General features: G+C 75.8%; 16 protein-coding genes. 6 read left to right on the top strand and 10 right to left on the bottom strand.

Features of this window, described 5'->3' with window-relative positions:
* Window positions 1–4: 4 nt before the first annotated feature.
* The 3 genes from BJY14_RS43340 to BJY14_RS43330 form a co-directional block, all read right to left on the bottom strand.
* Entirely contained in the window at window positions 5–1219 is a 1215-nt protein-coding gene (locus BJY14_RS43340) for a helix-turn-helix domain-containing protein (protein WP_179848915.1), read from the bottom strand.
* Window positions 1220–1287: 68 nt separating this feature from the next.
* Window positions 1288–1557: a helix-hairpin-helix domain-containing protein gene (locus BJY14_RS43335; RefSeq protein WP_179848914.1), complete on the bottom strand. Its 270-nt coding sequence runs from the start codon at window positions 1555–1557 to the stop codon at window positions 1288–1290.
* A gap of 47 nt (window positions 1558–1604) precedes the next feature.
* A complete protein-coding gene (locus tag BJY14_RS43330) occupies window positions 1605–2339 on the bottom strand; it encodes a sigma-70 family RNA polymerase sigma factor (RefSeq protein ID WP_179848913.1) in 735 nt (244 codons plus the stop codon).
* A gap of 69 nt (window positions 2340–2408) precedes the next feature.
* On the opposite strand from BJY14_RS43330, the gene BJY14_RS43325 reads away from it, so the two are divergent.
* Window positions 2409–3551, top strand: a complete 1143-nt coding sequence (locus BJY14_RS43325) for an oxidoreductase (RefSeq protein ID WP_179848912.1) — start codon at window positions 2409–2411, stop codon at window positions 3549–3551.
* On the opposite strand, the gene BJY14_RS43320 is transcribed toward BJY14_RS43325, so the two are convergent.
* The 3 genes from BJY14_RS43320 to BJY14_RS43310 all read right to left on the bottom strand — a co-directional run bounded on the left by BJY14_RS43320 (window position 3548) and on the right by BJY14_RS43310 (window position 5199).
* Window positions 3548–3922 carry a YybH family protein gene (locus tag BJY14_RS43320; protein ID WP_179848911.1) on the bottom strand — a complete coding sequence of 125 codons (375 nt, stop codon included), beginning with the start codon at window positions 3920–3922 and terminating at the stop codon, window positions 3548–3550. The genes BJY14_RS43325 and BJY14_RS43320 overlap by 4 nt on opposite strands.
* Before the next feature lie 96 nt (window positions 3923–4018).
* Complete coding sequence (locus BJY14_RS43315; protein WP_179848910.1) at window positions 4019–4396, bottom strand: VOC family protein; 378 nt, start codon at window positions 4394–4396, stop codon at window positions 4019–4021.
* The gene (locus BJY14_RS43310) at window positions 4393–5199 is read right to left on the bottom strand and encodes an arsenate reductase/protein-tyrosine-phosphatase family protein (protein WP_179848909.1); all 807 of its coding nucleotides are present in this window, start codon (window positions 5197–5199) and stop codon (window positions 4393–4395) included. The genes BJY14_RS43315 and BJY14_RS43310 overlap by 4 nt, the downstream gene beginning before the upstream one ends.
* A gap of 49 nt (window positions 5200–5248) precedes the next feature.
* On the opposite strand from BJY14_RS43310, the gene BJY14_RS43305 reads away from it, so the two are divergent.
* Together BJY14_RS43305 and BJY14_RS43300 are read left to right on the top strand one after the other, a co-directional pair.
* Window positions 5249–6658: an APC family permease gene (locus BJY14_RS43305; protein ID WP_179848908.1), complete on the top strand. Its 1410-nt coding sequence runs from the start codon at window positions 5249–5251 to the stop codon at window positions 6656–6658.
* The gene (locus BJY14_RS43300; RefSeq protein WP_179848907.1) at window positions 6651–7106 is read left to right on the top strand and encodes an acyl-CoA thioesterase; all 456 of its coding nucleotides are present in this window, start codon (window positions 6651–6653) and stop codon (window positions 7104–7106) included. The genes BJY14_RS43305 and BJY14_RS43300 overlap by 8 nt, the downstream gene beginning before the upstream one ends.
* A 163-nt stretch (window positions 7107–7269) precedes the next feature.
* Here BJY14_RS43300 and BJY14_RS43295 read toward each other — a convergent pair whose 3' ends face one another.
* The 3 genes from BJY14_RS43295 to BJY14_RS43285 form a co-directional block, all read right to left on the bottom strand.
* Window positions 7270–8280, bottom strand: a complete 1011-nt coding sequence (locus BJY14_RS43295; protein WP_179848906.1) for an ARPP-1 family domain-containing protein — start codon at window positions 8278–8280, stop codon at window positions 7270–7272.
* 128 nt (window positions 8281–8408) lie between these two features.
* Window positions 8409–9755 (bottom strand): VWA domain-containing protein, encoded by a 1347-nt coding sequence (locus BJY14_RS43290; protein ID WP_179848905.1) that lies wholly within the window; start codon window positions 9753–9755, stop codon window positions 8409–8411.
* 55 nt (window positions 9756–9810) lie between these two features.
* Complete coding sequence (locus tag BJY14_RS43285) at window positions 9811–10560, bottom strand: TetR/AcrR family transcriptional regulator (RefSeq protein WP_179848904.1); 750 nt, start codon at window positions 10558–10560, stop codon at window positions 9811–9813.
* Between the two features lie 94 nt (window positions 10561–10654).
* Between BJY14_RS43285 and BJY14_RS43280 the strand changes: the two genes are divergently transcribed.
* Window positions 10655–11602 carry an efflux ABC transporter ATPase subunit, DrrA-related gene (locus tag BJY14_RS43280; RefSeq protein ID WP_179848903.1) on the top strand — a complete coding sequence of 316 codons (948 nt, stop codon included), beginning with the start codon at window positions 10655–10657 and terminating at the stop codon, window positions 11600–11602.
* A gap of 16 nt (window positions 11603–11618) precedes the next feature.
* Window positions 11619–12515: an ABC transporter permease gene (locus BJY14_RS43275; protein ID WP_179848902.1), complete on the top strand. Its 897-nt coding sequence runs from the start codon at window positions 11619–11621 to the stop codon at window positions 12513–12515.
* Between the two features lie 10 nt (window positions 12516–12525).
* On the opposite strand, the gene BJY14_RS43270 is transcribed toward BJY14_RS43275, so the two are convergent.
* A complete protein-coding gene (locus tag BJY14_RS43270; protein WP_179848901.1) occupies window positions 12526–13572 on the bottom strand; it encodes an EamA family transporter in 1047 nt (348 codons plus the stop codon).
* A 156-nt stretch (window positions 13573–13728) separates the two neighbouring features.
* Here BJY14_RS43270 and BJY14_RS43265 point away from each other — a divergent pair, with 156 nt between their 5' ends.
* Window positions 13729–16602, top strand: coding sequence for a hypothetical protein (locus BJY14_RS43265; RefSeq protein WP_179848900.1), 2874 nt, complete (start codon window positions 13729–13731; stop codon window positions 16600–16602).
* The last annotated feature ends 77 nt before the right edge of the window (window positions 16603–16679 follow it).

The raw sequence follows: 16679 nt of genomic DNA, 5'->3' as shown, positions 1-16679 counted from the left end.
GTGGTCAGTGGGGCAGGCCCATGCGGGCCGCCATGCCGCGCAGCTCGCGGCCACCGGCGTCGGTGCGGGCCTGGCTGAGCAGGACGGCGACCGATTCCCGTACTGGCGTGCTGTTGCGGATCCACTGGGGTGCGGTGTTCTCGGCTCGGCGGAGCCAGCGGATCGCCTGGTCCTTGGTCTTGCGGTCGCGGGCCAGGCCGCGTCCGACGTCGGCGAGGAAGGCGGCGTGCCTGCCCTTCCTGCCGGAGAGCTTGGTCTCGTCGACGCGGCGGGCGAGGTCGAGGACGGCACCGCCTCGCTGGCCGCATTCGACGTTGACCGCGACGTTCCATACGCCGACGTTGCTGGCCGAGAAGCTCATCCAGTTCTCGTCGGGGGCGTCGGGCATCCTCCGGGCGAGGCGGGCCGCCTCGGCCGTCCAGTCGGTGGCGCGTGCGGCGTCGTGGGTGACGGCTGCCGCCAGGGCGGCGGACAGGGTGAGCATGCCGAGAACCTGGGCGCCGAGCCGGCTGCCGGAGTGCGGTTCCAGGCGGTCCGCGGAGCGTTCGGTGGCGCGCAGGGTCCGGTCCCAGGAGCCCGCGCGCGGCATGGTGTGGATGCGCAGGAAGTCGCACTGGCCGCGCCGGACGGGGTCGTCCAGGACGGTCGCCGCCTGTTCGGCGCGAACGGCCGCCAGGTGGGCCAGGTCGGGGTAGCCGAGGTCCTTGGCGGTGAAGGTGGCCGCGACGCAGGCGTCGACGAGGGTCTCCAGCGCGGTGCGGTGGGCCGCTTCGTCGGCGGGGTCGGCGGTGTGCAGGTGCAACTCGTCCAGCAGGCCGGGCAGCAGGTTTCCGACGCGCACGTAGTCGCAGGCCTGGTGGTAGGGCTCGACGCGCGCCATCTCGGCGACCAGTTCCGGCAGGGGGCGGGCGCGCTCGACGGCGGGGTTCCTCAGGTCGTTGGTCTGCAGGGCGAGCCTGATCGGGGGGATGACGGCGTGGGGGTCGGACTGCCCGTGGTCGGGGCCGAGGTGGGGGCCGCCGACGAGGTCGGTTTCGGAGACGTGGAGGGCGTCGGCGAGGGCGGCGATGTGGGAGCGGCGGTCGAGGCTGCGCTGCCCGCGTTCGGCCATGGACAGGAAGGACTTCGATAACCCCGCCTGCCCGGCGAGCTGGTCGAGGGTCATGCCGCGCCAGCGGCGCAGGGCGCGCAGTCGGGCGCCGGTGGTCTCCTGGTGCATCGCCCGCACCTCCTCGTGAGGCTCCCGCCCTCCAGGCTACGGCCCCGGCGCGGGCGCGCGGCGGGGAATCAGGGACGGGTGCCGGCGAGGAGGCGTTTGCGTTCGGGCGTGTAGTCCCACCAGGGGCGGGCGGGCCTTCCTTCGGCCTGGTCGACGGCGGACATGACGGTGTCGAGCAGGCAGGGGTCGAGACGGCGGCCGTGGGCGGCCGACATCCGCTCGTACAACTCGACGGGGTCCTGGCCTTCGAGTTGGGCGACGGTGGTGACGCCGATGCGGTCGAAGTGGGCGGCGACGGCCGGTCCCACGTTGACCAGTTCGGAGAGTTCGCTGCTCATGGGGCCAACGTAGGACGGGTGGGGCGGCGCGGTCTTGTAGGAATCGGTCAGGGGACGGTGATGTGGAGGGCGGTGAGGCGGGCGGGGTCGGCGATCATCTCGTAGCCGGTGACGCGGCCGTCGTGGACGGTGACGGCGAGGGCGAGCAGGAGACGGCCGTGCGGGGCGACGACGGCACCGACCGTCCCGCCGATGAGGGCGGGTCCGGCGTATCGGGCGCGGCGGCCGAACAGCTGCATCTCGCGGGCGACGGGGCCGGCGCCGCGCAGGACGGCGGGGCGGCCGGGGGTGAGGGCGGTGCGGTCGGCGCCGCGGACGCGGCGGCGGGCGCGGCTGGCGAGTTTCTTGGCGGTGGCCGGGGTGCGCTCGACGATCGGCGCGATCTGGTCGAAGGGGACGGCGAACACGTCGTGCAGGACGAAGGCGACGCGTTCGGCGGGTCCGAGGGCGTCCAGGACGACGAGCATGGCGCGGCCGACCGATTCGATGAGGACGGCCTCGGTCTCGGGGTCGCCGTCGCCGGTCTGGACGGGCGAGTGCCATCCGTAGGGTTCCTCGCGGCGGGAGGTGCGGGCGCGGAGCATGTCGAGGCAGATGCGGGCCACGACGGTGCGCAGCCACGCCTTCAGGTCGTCGATCCCGGCGGGGCCATGGCGGGTGAGCCGCAGCCACGCCTCCTGGACGGCGTCGTCGGTCTCGCCGGGGCTGCCGAGCATCCGGTAGGCGACCGCGCGCAGGGCGGGGCGGTGCGCTTCGAAACGTTCGGCGAGTCGGTCGTGCATCGGTCACCTTTCCGTGCCGTGTTGCGTCTGCTTCGTGGCATCGGAGAGACGGCGACGGCGGGAGGACGGATGGTCCGACATGACGAGGGTAGCGAGCCGGGCGGGCAGCCGCTGCTGCGGCCGGTGGCACTGGGGAACCTGGAGCTGCCCAACCGGGTGGTGATGGCCCCGTTGACGCGGTCGCGGGCGTCCGGTCCCGGGCTGGCGCCGACGGATCTGCACGCCGCCTACTACGGGCAGCGCGCCACGGCCGGGCTGATCGTCGCCGAGGGGGCGTGGGTCGGCGAGGGGGCGGTCGGGTTCCCCGGCGTCCCCGGCATCTTCGGCGAGCGGCAGGTGGAGGGCTGGCGCCGCGTCACCGGGCTCGTCCACGCGCTGGGCGGGCGCATCGTGCTGCAGTTGTGGCACGCCGGCGCCCACTCCCATCCCGACCACCGCGGCGGGGCGAGGCCCACGGGGCCTTCGGCGGTCGATCCTGGCGAGGTGTCGTGGACGGCGGCGGGCCCCAAGGCGACGGTCACGCCGGTGGAGATGATGCGCGCGCAGATCGAGGAGACGGTCGCCGAGTACGGCGCGGCGTCCGCGCGGGCGCGGCGGGCGGGGTTCGACGGGGTGGAGGTCGCCGCGAACGGCACGTTCCTGATCGCGCAGTTCCTGAACCCGCGCCTGAACCGCCGCGCCGACGCCTACGGCACCGACCGGGGCCGGCTGCTGCTGGAGGTCGTGGACGCGGTGACGGCGGCGTGGGACGGGCGCCGCGCCGGGGTCCGGCTGTCGCCGTACTGGACCGTGGACGACACCTCGCCCCGGGCGCGCCGCGCCGGCTACCCCTACACCGCCGACGAGGCCACGCTCGCCGCCTACGACGCCCTGGTCGCGGAGCTCGCCACCCGTCCCCTGGCCTACCTTCACCTGCGCGGGCGGGCCGTGGCCGGGCCGGGCGCGGTGCCGGACTTCGAGGAGTTCGCCCGCTACCGCAAGCTGTTCGACGGCGCCCTGGTCGCCAATCACGGGTTCGGGCGGGTGTCGGGGAACGCGGTGGTCGAGGCGGGGATCGCCGACGCGGTGTCGTTCGGGCGGCCGTTCATCGCCAATCCCGATCTGGTCGCGCGGTTCGCGCTCGGCCATGCCGTGGCGCGCGGCGACGAGAGCACCCACTACGGCGGCGGCGCGCGCGGGTATGTCGACTATCCGATCTGGGCGGGGTGCTAGGCGCCGGTTCCGGGGGGCGTCACGAACTCGGGCTGGTCCAGGACGCGCAGCCAGCTGCCGTCGGGCTGGCGGCGGGCGACCTGCGCGCGCGCTCCGGCGCCGTCCCTGGGCGGGGTGGAGGTGAGGGCGAGGTCGCCGCTGATCAGGGTGGGCAGCGGCTCCTCGGGCGTGAAGCGGGGACGCGCGGCCAGGACCTTCTCCCACAGTTCGCGGATGGCCCGGCGTCCCACGGTCTGGGAGCCGGGCGGGTAGGCCATGACCGCGTCCTGCTCGTAGAGGGCGGCGACTCCGGCGGCGTCGCCGGCGTTGGACCGTTCGACGAACAGGCGGGTGATGTCCTCGGGCCGCATGGCCTTCTCGTACTGCGTCATGGATTCCCCCAGGTCGTGTGTGCTGTCACCTCCCATCGTGGTCACCCCGGGTCGAGAAGTCCAAGAGATGATTCTTCTGGATTCCAGAAGCGATGCTTATGCGGGCTGGAAGAGTTCGACCAGGTTTCCGGCGGGGTCGGCGAGCAGGATCTGGCGGCCGCCGGGCCCGGTGACCAGGTCGCCGCGGAAGGCCAGGCCCGCGCCGCGCAGCCGGGCGATCTCGGTGTCGAGGTCGTCGACGATCAGGTGGATGCGGTTGCCTCCGGGGACGGCCGCGTCCGCGGGTGTGGCGCGGGCGCCGGAGCTGGCCGGTCCCGACAGCAGCAGGCGCAGCGGGCCGCGCACGACGTCGGCGAAGGCGGGCGACGCGTCGAGGTTGAGAGTGAAGCCGAGGTGGGTGGTGTAGAAGTCGACGGCGGCCTTGACGTCGTCGACGAGGTAGCGGACGCCTGCGTACTTCTCGGGTTCGGTCATGGGTGCGCCTCCGTCGTCTGGGCGGCTTGCGGGTTCTGGGCGAGCAGGGGCAGCAGGTGGCGGACGCGGGTGTCGAGGTCGGCCGCCACCTGGCCGAAGGCGGCGAGCCCGTCGGGCACCGCGGCGGCCGGGTCGGGCGTGCTCCAGTGGGCGTGCCGCGCGTGGTCGCCGAGGCCGGGACGGGCCTCGCGGGCCTTGTCGCACAGGGTGATGACGCGGTCGAAGCGGCGGCGCAGGGCGTCCAGGGGGCGGGGCCGCTGCCCGGAGATGTCGATGCCGTACCGCTCGCGCAGGACCTGGACGGCGCGGGGGTGCATCTCGGGTTTGGGACGGGTGCCGGCGCTGGCCGCGGCGACGCGGCCGCCGGAGTGGTGGCGCAGGAGGGCTTCGGCGATCGGTGAGCGCGCGCTGTTGCCCGTGCACACGAACAGCACCGCCGGGGCCGCCCGGCCCTCGGGACCGCCGGGCAACCGGGGGTCCTCGGAGAGCCGCGGCGGCGCGGGGGCGCATCGCAGCGCCGGGTGCAGGGCGGCTCCGGTGCCGGCGAGGGCGTGGGCGCAGCGGTCCAGGTCGAGGCGGTAGTAGCTGTCGCGGCCGTCGTGGCTGCTGCGGGCGGCGGTGACGAGGCCGCCGTCGCGCAGCAGCCGCAGGTGGTAGGAGACCAGGTTCTGCGGCGCGGCGGCCAGGTCGGTGAGCTCGCGGACGCGCAGGTCGCCGTCGGCCAGGGCGGTCAGCAGCCGCCAGCGCAGCGGGTGGGCGGCCAGCCGCACGAACGCCGGGGCGGCTTGACTCGGTGACGCCATGCCCGGACGATACATCAAATGAGTTTGATGGAATAGGCGGGGGTGGGCGATGGCGTTCCGGCGCCGGAACCGGGGCGGGCCCGAGACGGCGGCGTCCGGTGCGGGCAGGCCTGGCGGGGACGGGCCTGGCGGGGACGGACAGGGCGCGGGCGGGGCGTCCGATGGTGGCGATGCGCTGGCGCGGCGGCTGGGCACCGGGGACGCGGTGCTGATCGGGCTCGGGTCGATGGTCGGGGCGGGCGTTTTCGCGGTGTTCGGGCCCGCGGCGCGGGTGGCGGGCACGGGTCTGCTGGTGGGGCTGGTGGTCGCGGCGGTGGTCGCGTACTGCAACGCGGTGGCCTCGGCGCAGCTGGCGGCGGTGTATCCGACGTCCGGCGGCACCTACGTGTACGGGCGCGAGCGCCTGGGTTCGTGGTGGGGGTTCGCGGCGGGGTGGGGTTTCGTGGTGGGCAAGACGGCCTCGTGCGCGGCGATGGCGCTCACCTTCGCCTCGTACGCGGTGCCGGGTCCCGGGTGGGTGCGCCGCGCGGTGGCGGCGGCGGCCGTGGTGGCGCTGGCGTCGCTGAACTACCGGGGCGTGACCAGGACGGCGCTGCTCACGCGGGTGCTGGTGGTCGCCAGCCTGTCGGCGCTGGCCGTGGTGGTGGCGGGGATCGCGGTGGGCGGGCAGGCGAGCGCGGCGCGTCTGGGCGGGTGGGCGGCGGTGGGCGAGGGCGGCGCCTACGGCGTGCTGCAGGCGGCGGGGCTGCTGTTCTTCGCGTTCGCCGGCTATGCCCGCATCGCGACGATGGGCGAGGAGGTGCGGGACCCGGAGCGCACGATCCCCCGGGCGATCCCGGTGGCGCTGTTCATCGCGGTGGCGGTGTACCTGGTGGTGGGGGCGGCGGCGCTGCTGGCGGCGGGTCCGCGGGTTCTGGCGGGCGCGGCGGCGCCGCTGGCGGCGGCGGTCGAGGCGGCCGGGGCCGGGGCGCTGGCGCCGGTGGTGCGGGCGGGCGCCGCGCTGGCGTCGCTGGGGGCGCTGCTGGCGCTGATCGCCGGGATCGGGCGCACGTCGCTGGCGATGGCGCGGCACCGCGATCTGCCGGGGTGGCTGGCGGCCGTGCATCCCCGGTACCGGGTGCCGCACCACGCCGAGGTCGCCGTGGCGGTCGTGGTGTGCGGCCTGGTCGCGGCGGTGGACCTGCGCGGGGTGATCGGGTTCTCCTCGTTCGGCGTCCTGGTGTACTACGCGGTCGCCAACGCGAGCGCGTTCACCCAGCCGGCGCGGGACCGCCGCTGGCCGCGCGCGCTGAACGTGCTCGGCGCCGCCGGGTGCGTGGTCCTGGTGGCGGCGTTGCCGTGGACGTCGGTGCTGGCGGGGGCGGTGATGTTCGCGGTGGGGCTGGGCGGCCGGTGGCTGGTGCTGCGGCGGCGGCGCCCGGGCGCGTCCGGCGGCGTGCACAATGCCGGGTATGAGTGAGATCTTCGCGCATCGGCTGCGCGTCCGGTACAGCGAGTGCGATCAGCAGGGGGTGGTGTTCAACGGCCATTACCTGTTCTTCTACGACGTGGCGCTGACGGAGATGTGGCGGGCGCTGTTCGGCGACTGGGCGGGAATGGTGGAGCAGGGCTACGACCTGGTGGTGGCCGAGGCGCGGATCCGTTTCCGGGAGGGCGCGCGGTTCGACGATCTGCTGGAGGTGTCGATGCCGGTGGCGCATCTGGGGACGACGAGCATGATCGTGCGTCCGGTGTTCCGGGTGGCGGGGCGGCTGATCGCCGACGGGGAGGTGCGGCACGTGTTCATCGACCCGGCGTCCAAGGCCAAGAAGGAGATGCCGCCGCAGGTGAGGTCGGTTCTGGAGCCTTACCTGGACGGAACGGCGGGACAGGCGGCCGGCGCCTCGTCAGGTTCACATTCGCCTTGACGATGTCTTGAGCATCGCGCGTCTTCCCGGATTTGGAATCGGGTTTCGGCCTGACGCGCCCGGCACAGTTCCCGCGGTTCTGATTCAACCGGGCGCCGCGCCCCCGGGGCAACCCCTTTTTTTCTCGGGGGCGCCGCCGGGGGCGCCGCAGGGGGGCGGGCGGTCAGCGGGCGAACAGGGACGCGTAGACGGTGCGGTCGCCGTCGGTGACGATCTGCCCGGCCAGGTGGGGGGCGGTGACGGTGGACAGCCGCACGTCGAGGTAGCGCTCCTCTTCGCGGAGTTCGACGGGGCCGGTGGGGGCGTCGGCGAGCCAGCCGCCGATCTCGGTGAGGCGGACGGAGCGGTCGCGGTCCAGGGCGGCGCGCAGCCCGGCGAGCCCGGCGCCCTGGTACGGCGTCCCCTGGTAGGGCGTCCCGTCGCGGGGGGCGAGGTCGAAGGGGGCGGTGCCGGGGCCGGGCGGGGCGGGTTCGGCGTGCCAGGCGGCGACGCCGTAGGCGAAGCAGACCAGCGCGGTCCACATCTCGGCGAAGTAGCGGGGGTCGGGGGCGATCTCCAGGCCGGCGAAGCGTCCGGAGACGAAGAACAGGGCGCCGAGCTGGGCGGGCTGCGGTTCCAGCCGGGACTGGAACTGGGTCAGCACGGCCCGCTTGCGGGACAGGATCTGCTCCAGGTGGCCGCGGCGGGGCAGGCCGTGGCGGGCGTTGAGGGCGGCGATGTCGTCCCACAGCTTGCTGTAGCCGGTGACGCCGCGCAGGTCCAGGGCGCGGGCGCGCAGTTCCAGCGGCAGGACGAAGAACCACTGGTCGCGCTCGCTGAGGAGGCCGCCCTGGCTCTGCTGGACGCAGCAGGCGTCGTCGAAGCGCACGGTCTGCCCGGGGGCCAGGAACGCCGACCGGCACAGGGCGTGGTTCTGGGCGCGGTCCTGGATGTAGCCGATGTGCAGGGGGACGATGGCGACGCCGGAGTCGGCGCGGTTGGACAGTTCGACCTGCCCGTAGCCGGCGACGCGGGTCAGTTTGAGTCCGGTGCGAGGCGGGACGTAGCCGCGGTGGGCGGGCCCGGAGATGGGCACCATGGTGAGCGCGCCGGCCTGCTGGGGGGTGCCCAGGCGGTGCCCGGCGAGGCTGAGGGGGCCGGGGACGAGGGTGTCGAGCGCCGTCATCTGGGTCATGCGGTGCTCCCTTCGGGTCGGTGTCGGCGGGCGTGCGGCGGGCACGCAAAGGGCGTGCGGGTCGCGTGTGGGCGGGCGTGTGGGCGGGCGTGTGGGCGGCGCGGCGCGTGCCGGTGCGGGTGGGCGGTTCAGGCGGCGATGCGGGCGGTGAGGGTGTCGGCCTGCCGGTCGAGGGCGTCCAGGCGGTCGTGCAGGGCGGCGCGCAGCCAGGGCGCGCCGGCCTCGCAGTGCCCGAACATCCAGGGCAGCAGTTCGGCGAAGTCGTCCTGGTGCCAGAAGCCGCGCTGTGGCAGGGACGGGGCGGGGCGCCGCAGCGTCAGGTCGTCGCTGCTGGTGAACAGGGCGTGGCAGAACACCACGGGGGTGGTGACGCCGGCGCCGGGCAGGCTCGCCACGACCCTGGCCAGGTCGCCGGGGAAGACGTTCTCGTAGCCGTCGGAGACGACGGCGACCAGGTCGGGGCCGGCGCCCAGGGCGTCCAGGACGCCGGTGGCGAGGTCGGTGGCGCCGCGGGGAGCGCGTTCGTCGCCGCCGGTCTCGATGACCTCCAGCCGGGCGCACACCTGCGACAGCACCATGCGCAGCGCGGCGGCCTGGGACAGCGCGGCCCATTCGCGGTCGCCGTAGCCGCGCATGGACGCCGAGGCGTCCAGGACGAGCGCGACGGTGCCGGTGAAGCGGGGGAACGCCGCGGCGGCGGCGCCGACGTAGCGGCCGAGGGCGGCGTAGAGGTCTTCGGACGGCCCGCCCCGGTAGAGGTGGACGAGGGTGGCGGCGATGTCGCCACGGTTGGTGGCGGTGATGGTGGCGGGCCGCCGGCGGGCGGTGTCGACGGGCAGCACCGGCTCCCCCACCGCGGTGTGGTCGCCGCCCGGGGTGGCGGCCGCGGCCTTGCCGGCGTCGTAGAGGGCCTGGACGCGGGCGGGCGCGGCGGCGGGGTCTGTGAGGAAGCGCAGCAGGCGCCGCTGGAGGTAGTCCGAGGCGGTGTCGCCGCCGGCGATGCGGCCGGCGCAGCCGCGGGCGGTGGCGGCGCCGAGGGCGTGCTCGAAGCAGTCGCGCAGGGCGGGGCGGCGCGCGGCGATGAGCGCGTCGGCGGCGGGGTGCTCCAGGACGAACCGCAGCGCGGTGCGGGTGGTGTGCTTGTGGTTGGCGCGCAGCCGCCGCAGCGCGAGCAGGACGGTGATGACGTGGGCGGGCGGCAGGCCCAGGGTCAGGACGCGGGCGACGCGGGCCTGCACGGCGCGGGCGCGGTCGTCCAGGCCGGCCTGGGAGGCGGCCAGGATCTGCAGCAGCACGCGGGCGCGCTGCCAGGGCCGCACGCCGGGTGCCAGGCCGAGCAGGGCGTAGCCCTCGGGGTCGCCGGTGTGCGCGGCGCGGTGCAGGTCCGCGTCGTCCCAGCGCAGGCAGGCGCCCCGGGGCAGGCTCAGGGCCGTGTCGTGGTGGTGCAGGTGGGCAAGGAGCGTGGGGGTGTCCATGGTTGTTGGCCTCCGCAACCATGAAGTCTAGGAATGATCTGCGGTGGGCCGACACTCAATTTCCGGCGGCCGGGCTTTCGACGCCGGCGCCTGCCGCGGGGTCGGCCCGGGGGTCGTCCGGAGTGCCGGCCGTGGCGGCGGCGGGGGCGGCGGCGTAGTGGCCGAGGCCGTGTTCGAGCAGGTCGAAGGCGCGGGCCGCGGCGGCGTAGACGTCCTCGGCCATCTCCTGGAGGGTCTCCCCCGCGGTCTTGCGGTCGGCGATCTGCTCGACGAGCGTGTTCTGCACGGCGAAGATCATGGCGGCGGCGGCGCGGGGGGCGATGTCGTCGGGGCCGGCGCCGGTGGCCTCGGCGAGCAGGTCGGCGAGGCGGTCCTGGGCCTGGCGGCCGATCTCGCGCTGGCGGGCCATGAGGGCGGGGCTGTCGCGGACGGTGCGGGTCCAGACCTCCGCGCCCTCGTGGAAGGCGGTCTGGTGGGCGCGGGCGTCCAGGCCCTCGAAGAAGCGGCGGCGGAACAGCGCCACGGCGCCCTCGCCGGGGCGGCGGTCGCGGAAGTCGCGCCCGGCGGCCTCGATGATCTCGTCCTGCCGGTCGAAGAACAGGTCCTCCTTGGTCCTGAAGTAGTTGAAGACGGTGTTGACCGACACGTCGGCGGTGCGGGCGACGTCGGCGATGGTGACGTTGTCGAACCCGCGGGTCATGAACAGGCCGGTGGCGATGTCGGCGATGCGGCGCCGCGTCTCGCGCTTCTTGCGTTCCCGCAGTCCCAGTTCCGGCGCTGCGTCGGGGACGTGGTCCTCAGCCATGCACAGGAATATACCTTCACTGGTGTCACTGAAAACTTGGTGTGACTGCAAAATTGGGGTTACGCTAGCGGCCATCGTTCTGAGGGAGGTCAACGTGATCGAGGCTCGCGGGCTCGCCCGCACCTTCACCGGCGGGCACGGGACGGTCGAGGCCGTCCGCGGCGTGGACCTGTCGGTCGCGCCCGGCGAGATCGTCGGGTTCCTCGGCCCCAACGGGGCCGGCAAGACCACGACGCTGCGGATGCTGACGACGCTGCTGGCACCGACGGCGGGCACCGCGACCGTCGCCGGCCACGACCTGCGCGCCGACCCGGCGGCGGTGCGGCGCCGGATCGGCTACGTCGCGCAGGGCGGCGGCGCCGACCCGGGCGTCCCGGTCGCCGAGGAGCTGGACCTGCAGGCCCGCCTGTACGGGGTGCGCGACCGGTCCGCGCGGATCGCGAAGCTGTGCGCGCGGCTGGACCTGGAGGGCCTGGAGCCGCGCCCGGCGGGGTCGCTGTCGGGCGGGCAGCGCCGCCGCCTGGACATCGCGCTCGGGCTGGTGCACCGCCCGCCGCTGCTGTTCCTGGACGAGCCGACCACGGGCCTGGACCCGCAGAGCCGCGGCAACCTGTGGGACCACATCCGCGCCATGCGCGACCGGGACGGCGCGACGGTGTTCCTCACCACGCACTACCTGGACGAGGCCGACGCGCTGTGCGACCGGCTGCTGATCATCGACCGGGGCCGCATCGTCGCCGAGGGCACGCCCGCCGAGCTCAAGCGCCGCGTCGCCGGGGACGTCGTCACGGTGGAGCTGGCCGAGGCCGCCGGCGTCGAGGGCGCCCGCAAGGCGCTGGCGGCGCATCCGGCCGTCCGCGAGGCCGCGGTGTCCGGCGGGACGCTGCGCCTGACCGTCGAGGACGGCGAGACGGCGCTGATGTCCCTGATCCGCGCGCTGGACGGCGCGGGGGTGGAGCTGGCGTCGCTGAACCTGGCCCGTCCCACGCTGGACGACGTGTTCTTCACCGTCACCGGCCGCTCGCTGCGCGACGCGGCCTGAACCGAGGAGTCCCCCCATGCCCTATGAAGAGTCCGCGTCCTGTGAAGAGTCCGCGTCCTGTGAAGAGTCCGCGTCCTGTGAAGAGTCCGCGTCCTGTGAAGAGTCCGCGTCCCTCGGACGGGCCGCGGCGCCCGGACGGGTCGCCGCCCTCGGGCGGGTCGCGTCCGACACTCGCCTGATCTTCCTGCGCTCCATGCGGCAGACGCTGCGCAGCAAGGTCGCGGTGGTGTTCGGCGCGGTGCAGCCGCTGCTGTACCTGGTGCTGTTCGGGCCGCTGCTGTCGGACCTGGTCGACGTGCGCGGGTTCGGCGCGGGCAGCGCCTGGCAGGTGTTCGTGCCCGGGGTCCTGATCCAGCTGGCGCTGTTCGGCGCGGGGTTCGCGGGGTTCGGTCTGATCGCGGACCTGCGGTCGGGGGTGGTGGAGCGGCTGCGGGTCACCCCGGCCAGCCGGACCGCGCTGCTGCTGGGGCGGGTGCTGCGCGACACCGTCGTGGTCGCGTTCCAGGGCGCGGTGGTCGTGGCGGTCGGGCTGGCGCTGGGGCTGCGGGCCCCGGTGGGCGGGATCGCCGTCGGGCTGGCGCTGGTGGTGGCGCTGGCGGTGAGCGTGGCGTCCCTGTCCTACGTGGTGGCGCTGCGCACGCGCAGCGAGGACGCGTTCGCTCCGATCCTGTCGTCGGTGACGCTGCCGCTGATGCTGCTGTCGGGGATCCTGCTGCCGATGAGCCTGGCGCCGGGGTGGCTGGACGTGGTGTCGCGGTTCACGCCGTTCCGGTACTTGGTGGACGCCGCGCGGGCGGCGTTCCTGGGCGACTACGCGACGGCGGCGGTCGCGGAGGGGGCGCTGGTGGCGGTCGCGCTGCTGGTGGCGTCGGTGGCGCTGGGCGCCCGCCGGTTCCGCCGCGAGAACGCCTGACCCGGCCCGGTCACCGGGGCAGGGCGGCGGGCCGGGCCTGCGGGCCCGTCCCGCCGCTCGTCCCGCCGCTCGTCCCGCCGCCCTGCGCGGTGCCGGGCGGGCGGTGCGCGGGGACGGCGGCGGCGTTCAGGACCTCGGGGTGGGCGACGGTGGCGCGCTGGGCGATGTAGGCGCCGGCCAGCACGATCGCGCCGCCGGCCATCTGCGCGGCGGTGAGGCGCTCCCCGAGGACGGCCCAGGCGATGAGGGCGGCGGCGACGGCCTCGGTGTAGCAGATGGCGCCGCCGACCTGCGCCGACAGGCGCTGCAGCCCGGCGACGCCGGCGAGGTAGGCCAGGACGGTGCTGACCAGGCCGATCCAGGCGACCAGCGCCCAGCCGGGCGCGGCGTGCCCGGCGACGGGCACCGGGGCGGGCAGCACCTGCCAGGGCAGCGTCCACGGCGCGGCCAGCGCGGTGAGGGCGAGCGCGGCGACGACGGCGCCGGCCGAGGTGATGACGACGGGGTCGACCTTCCCGGCCAGCCGGTCGACGATGAGGAAGTAGCTGGCCTGGCAGGCGGCGGCGCCGAGCCCGGCGGCCAGGCCGATCGGGTCGAGCGACAGCCCCGTCCACACCTGCACGACCAGGGCGAGGCCGACCATGGCGATCGCGACGCCGGCGGCGGCGGTGCGGTGCACGGGGGCGCGGCGCACCAGCCGCAGCCACGCCAGCACGATGACGGGGCCGCTGAACTCCAGCAGGATCGCCACCCCGACCGGAAGGCGGGAGGCGGCCACGAAGTAGAACGCCTGGCATCCGGCGACGCCGGTCAGGCCGTACACGGCCAGGGCGGGCAGGTGGGGGCGCAGGCCGCGGGCGGCGGCACGCCCGCGCAGCAGGAACGGCAGCGGCGCCAGGACCAGCGCGGCGACCGCGATGCGCAGCCACACCGCCTGCAGGGGGCTGAGACCTGCCTCGATGAGGGCCTTGCCGAACGGCCCGGACGCGCCGAAGCACACCGAGGACAGGACCGCCAGGGCCAGGCCCCAGGCGCGGGTCCGTGCGGCGCCGTCCATCCTCACCCCCGGGGTCGTGCGGTGTGCCGCCGAGCCCGCTCCCCGGCGGGCTAATGAGCATCCTGCCATAACGCTCCTTACACGTCGACGGCGGGATACCGGCCCGTAATGCGGGCGATGCCGGACGCGACGCCCGCTGCTACTACTATTCGCCGGATGAGCTGGCAGTCGGCCGGGGCGGGGCCCGGCGGAACCGGAGGGGGCCCGAGCGGCGACCTGTTCGCCTCGGTCGAGGGCAACGTGCGCGAGCTGGTGGCCTCACCGTGGTGGCAGAGCGCCCAGCCGGCCGACCGGGCGGCGCAGATCGCCGCGCGGATGCTGTGGGGCGCCGGCGAGTGGTGGCTGTACGGCGCGTGGGGACGCTGGTACCGGTGCGGCCTGGACGGCACCTGGCACCCCTGCCCGCCCCCCGCGCAGTTCGAGGACCGCCGCGTCGCCGTCCCCGCGCCCCAGGGCGCCGGGACGCCGCCCGTCCCGCCGCAGCTGTTCCCCACCGGCCCGGACCTGTCGGCCGGGCGCGTGGCGCCGCTGGGGTTCCTCGGGCCCGTCCCCGACACCGCCGTCGTCGCCCGCATCTCCCAGGCCCTGACCACCGCGCTGGCGGTGAACCCGCAGCAGTTCACCCAGCGCGACCCGATGTTCCAGCCCGGCACGCCCAGCACCGTCGCCGCCGCGTGGGGCGCGCTGCTGTGGTGCGCGGGGTCCCCGGTGGTGCTGACCGAGCACCCCCTGATCGAGTCGTTCATCCCGTTCCTGACCACCTCGGCCGAGCACCTGCACTGGATGATGCCGCCGGACTTCGCCACCCTGGCCGGCTACTACGTCCACCGGCTCGGCGCGGGCGACGGCGGCGGCGCCGCGCACATCGCCCGCGTCATGTACGAGGTCGCCGCCGGGCTCCAGGCCGACCCGCGGTTCCGCCCCGGCGCCGACGCGCTGGCCGCGGTGACGGCGGCGTCGCTGCGGATGGTCAACCAGGACATGGCCACCGTCCGGTACGGGCCCGAGGCGATCCTGCAGGAGTGGCGGCGCCGCTGCCCCGCCGAGTTCGCCACCCCGATGGTCCGCGACACCGCGCCCGGGGAGTACCTGCGCCTGGCCCTGTACGACCTGCAGGAGATCGTCGCGGGGCTGACCGGGCCGCGCCCGGCCGCGGCGGGACGCAGCCACGACGAGGTCCGCCGCGCCGGGATCGCGGTGCTGGCCGCCGACCTGCAGGCCTCGCCGGGCGCGCTGCAGGCGCTGCAGCACTGGCTGGACGCCGACAGCGCCCGCACGCTGCAGGCGGTCCTGACCGATCCGGCCAACCCGCTGCGGTCGCTGTGGCCGCGCGACGGGCGCCTTCCCGACGCGCTGCGCAGCGACGACTCCGACGCCCTCGCCGCGCTGCTGGCCACCAGCTACACCCTCGGGCTGACGTGGTGCCGGCTGGCGCAGGTGCCGCCTCCGGCGACGGGGTTCGCGGTCCCGCAGGCGGTCGCGGCGGAGCTGACGTCCCCCGCGATGCACACCCCGCCCTCCACCGACGAGCTGTCGGCGTGGGACATCATCAAGGCCGCCCGCGCCCACATGGCCGCCGAGCGCGCCGCCACCGGCGCCGACCAGCCGGTCGCGCCGGTGCCCGAGCCGGCGCAGGAGGCCCCGGGCCCGCCGCCGGCGGTGGCGCCCGCCCCTCCCCCGGCCGCCCCGCCGGTGCCTCCGCCCGCCGCGCCCGAACCGCCCGCCCCGGCCTCGCTGGAGCCGCCCTTCCGGTACACGCCGCCGCCCCCGCCGGGGTCGCAGCCGGAGCGGGACTCCCGCCACGAGCAGGGCCCGCCCGACCTGCCCCACGGCGAGCAGCAACGCACCGACCAGCACCGCCACGAGCCCGCCCCGCCGCCGCCCGCTTCGTCGCCGGACCCGTTCGGGTCGGACGTGCCGCCGCCGCGGATCCCGCCTCCCCCGGCGCCCGAGCCGCCCGCCCCGGCGCAGGACCGGGCCCCCGAGCGGCCGCCGGTGAGCGAGCCGGTCCCCGAGCCGGTGTGGCCGTCGGAGCCGCACCAGACGCAGCTGGACACCGACGCGTTCCGCACCCAGCTCGACCCGGGCCCGGCGTGGCCCGGATCCGACGCGCCGCCGGCCCCCGCACGGCCCTCCCCCGTCCCGGCGCCCGCGCCGCACGCGGATCTGCCGCCGCCCCCGGCCCCGGTGCCCGAGCCGCCGCCCCCGCTGCCGCCCGCGCCCGTGGCCGAGCAGGCCCCGCAGGTCGCCGAGGCCTACGGGGTCCGGTTCCTGTGCGGCGCCGACGACATCGAGCGCGTCGTCACCGAGGTGCGGCGGCGCGGCAAGTGGGCGCGGCGGCTGCGCGGGCAGGAGGTGTCGAGCGCGTCGGCGCCGGCGCTGCTGCTGATCGGCGCGCCCTCCAGCGGGCAGCGGCGGCTGGCGCGGATGGTGGCGCGGGCGCTGGCGGAGGTGGAGGCCTCCAGCGGCGAGGTCCACGCCGTCCACGCCGAGGACCTGCGCGAGCACGGTCCCGACGGGCTGCGCGCGGCGCTGGAGGAGCACGCGGGCCACGTCCTGCTGCTGGACGGCCTGGACGGGCTGATCCTGGACGAGTCTCAGGGCCCGGCCTACGCGTCGGTGCTGTACCGGACGCGGCTGGAGGGCGTGAACGACACGGCGCTGCTGGGCACGTGCGAGCCGGACCGCGTCGGAGAGCTGTCGGCGGCGTCGCCGGAACTCGTGACGGACCTGCGGGCGGTGCGGCTGCCGGACCTGTCGGAGACGCCGGCGCGCGCGGCGCTGGTGCGGCTGCTGGCCGAGGAGCGCAGCCTGCGGCTGGGTTCGGACGCGTGGGAGGTGGTGAACCGCGAGGTGGGTTCGCTGCGCCCGCGGGGCCGGCTCGCCGGGGCGCGGCTCGTGGAGGCCTACCTGGACCGGGCCGCGACGCGGCATCTGGGCAGCGCGGAGGCCACGCAGGCGATCGGCAGCGCGCTGTCGCTGACGGCGGCCGACTTCCAGGGCCTGGCGGCGGAGCTGTCGGGCCGCTGACCCCGCGCCGGCCCCGCGCCCGGCGCGGGGCCGAAACCCCGCGCCGGTAAGGGTTTTAAGCCCCTGCGGGTGGGTGA

This window comes from Actinomadura luteofluorescens (assembly GCF_013409365.1).
In the GTDB taxonomy this organism is placed as follows: domain Bacteria; phylum Actinomycetota; class Actinomycetes; order Streptosporangiales; family Streptosporangiaceae; genus Spirillospora; species Spirillospora luteofluorescens.
This window is presented reverse-complemented; position numbering and strand designations above follow the sequence as displayed.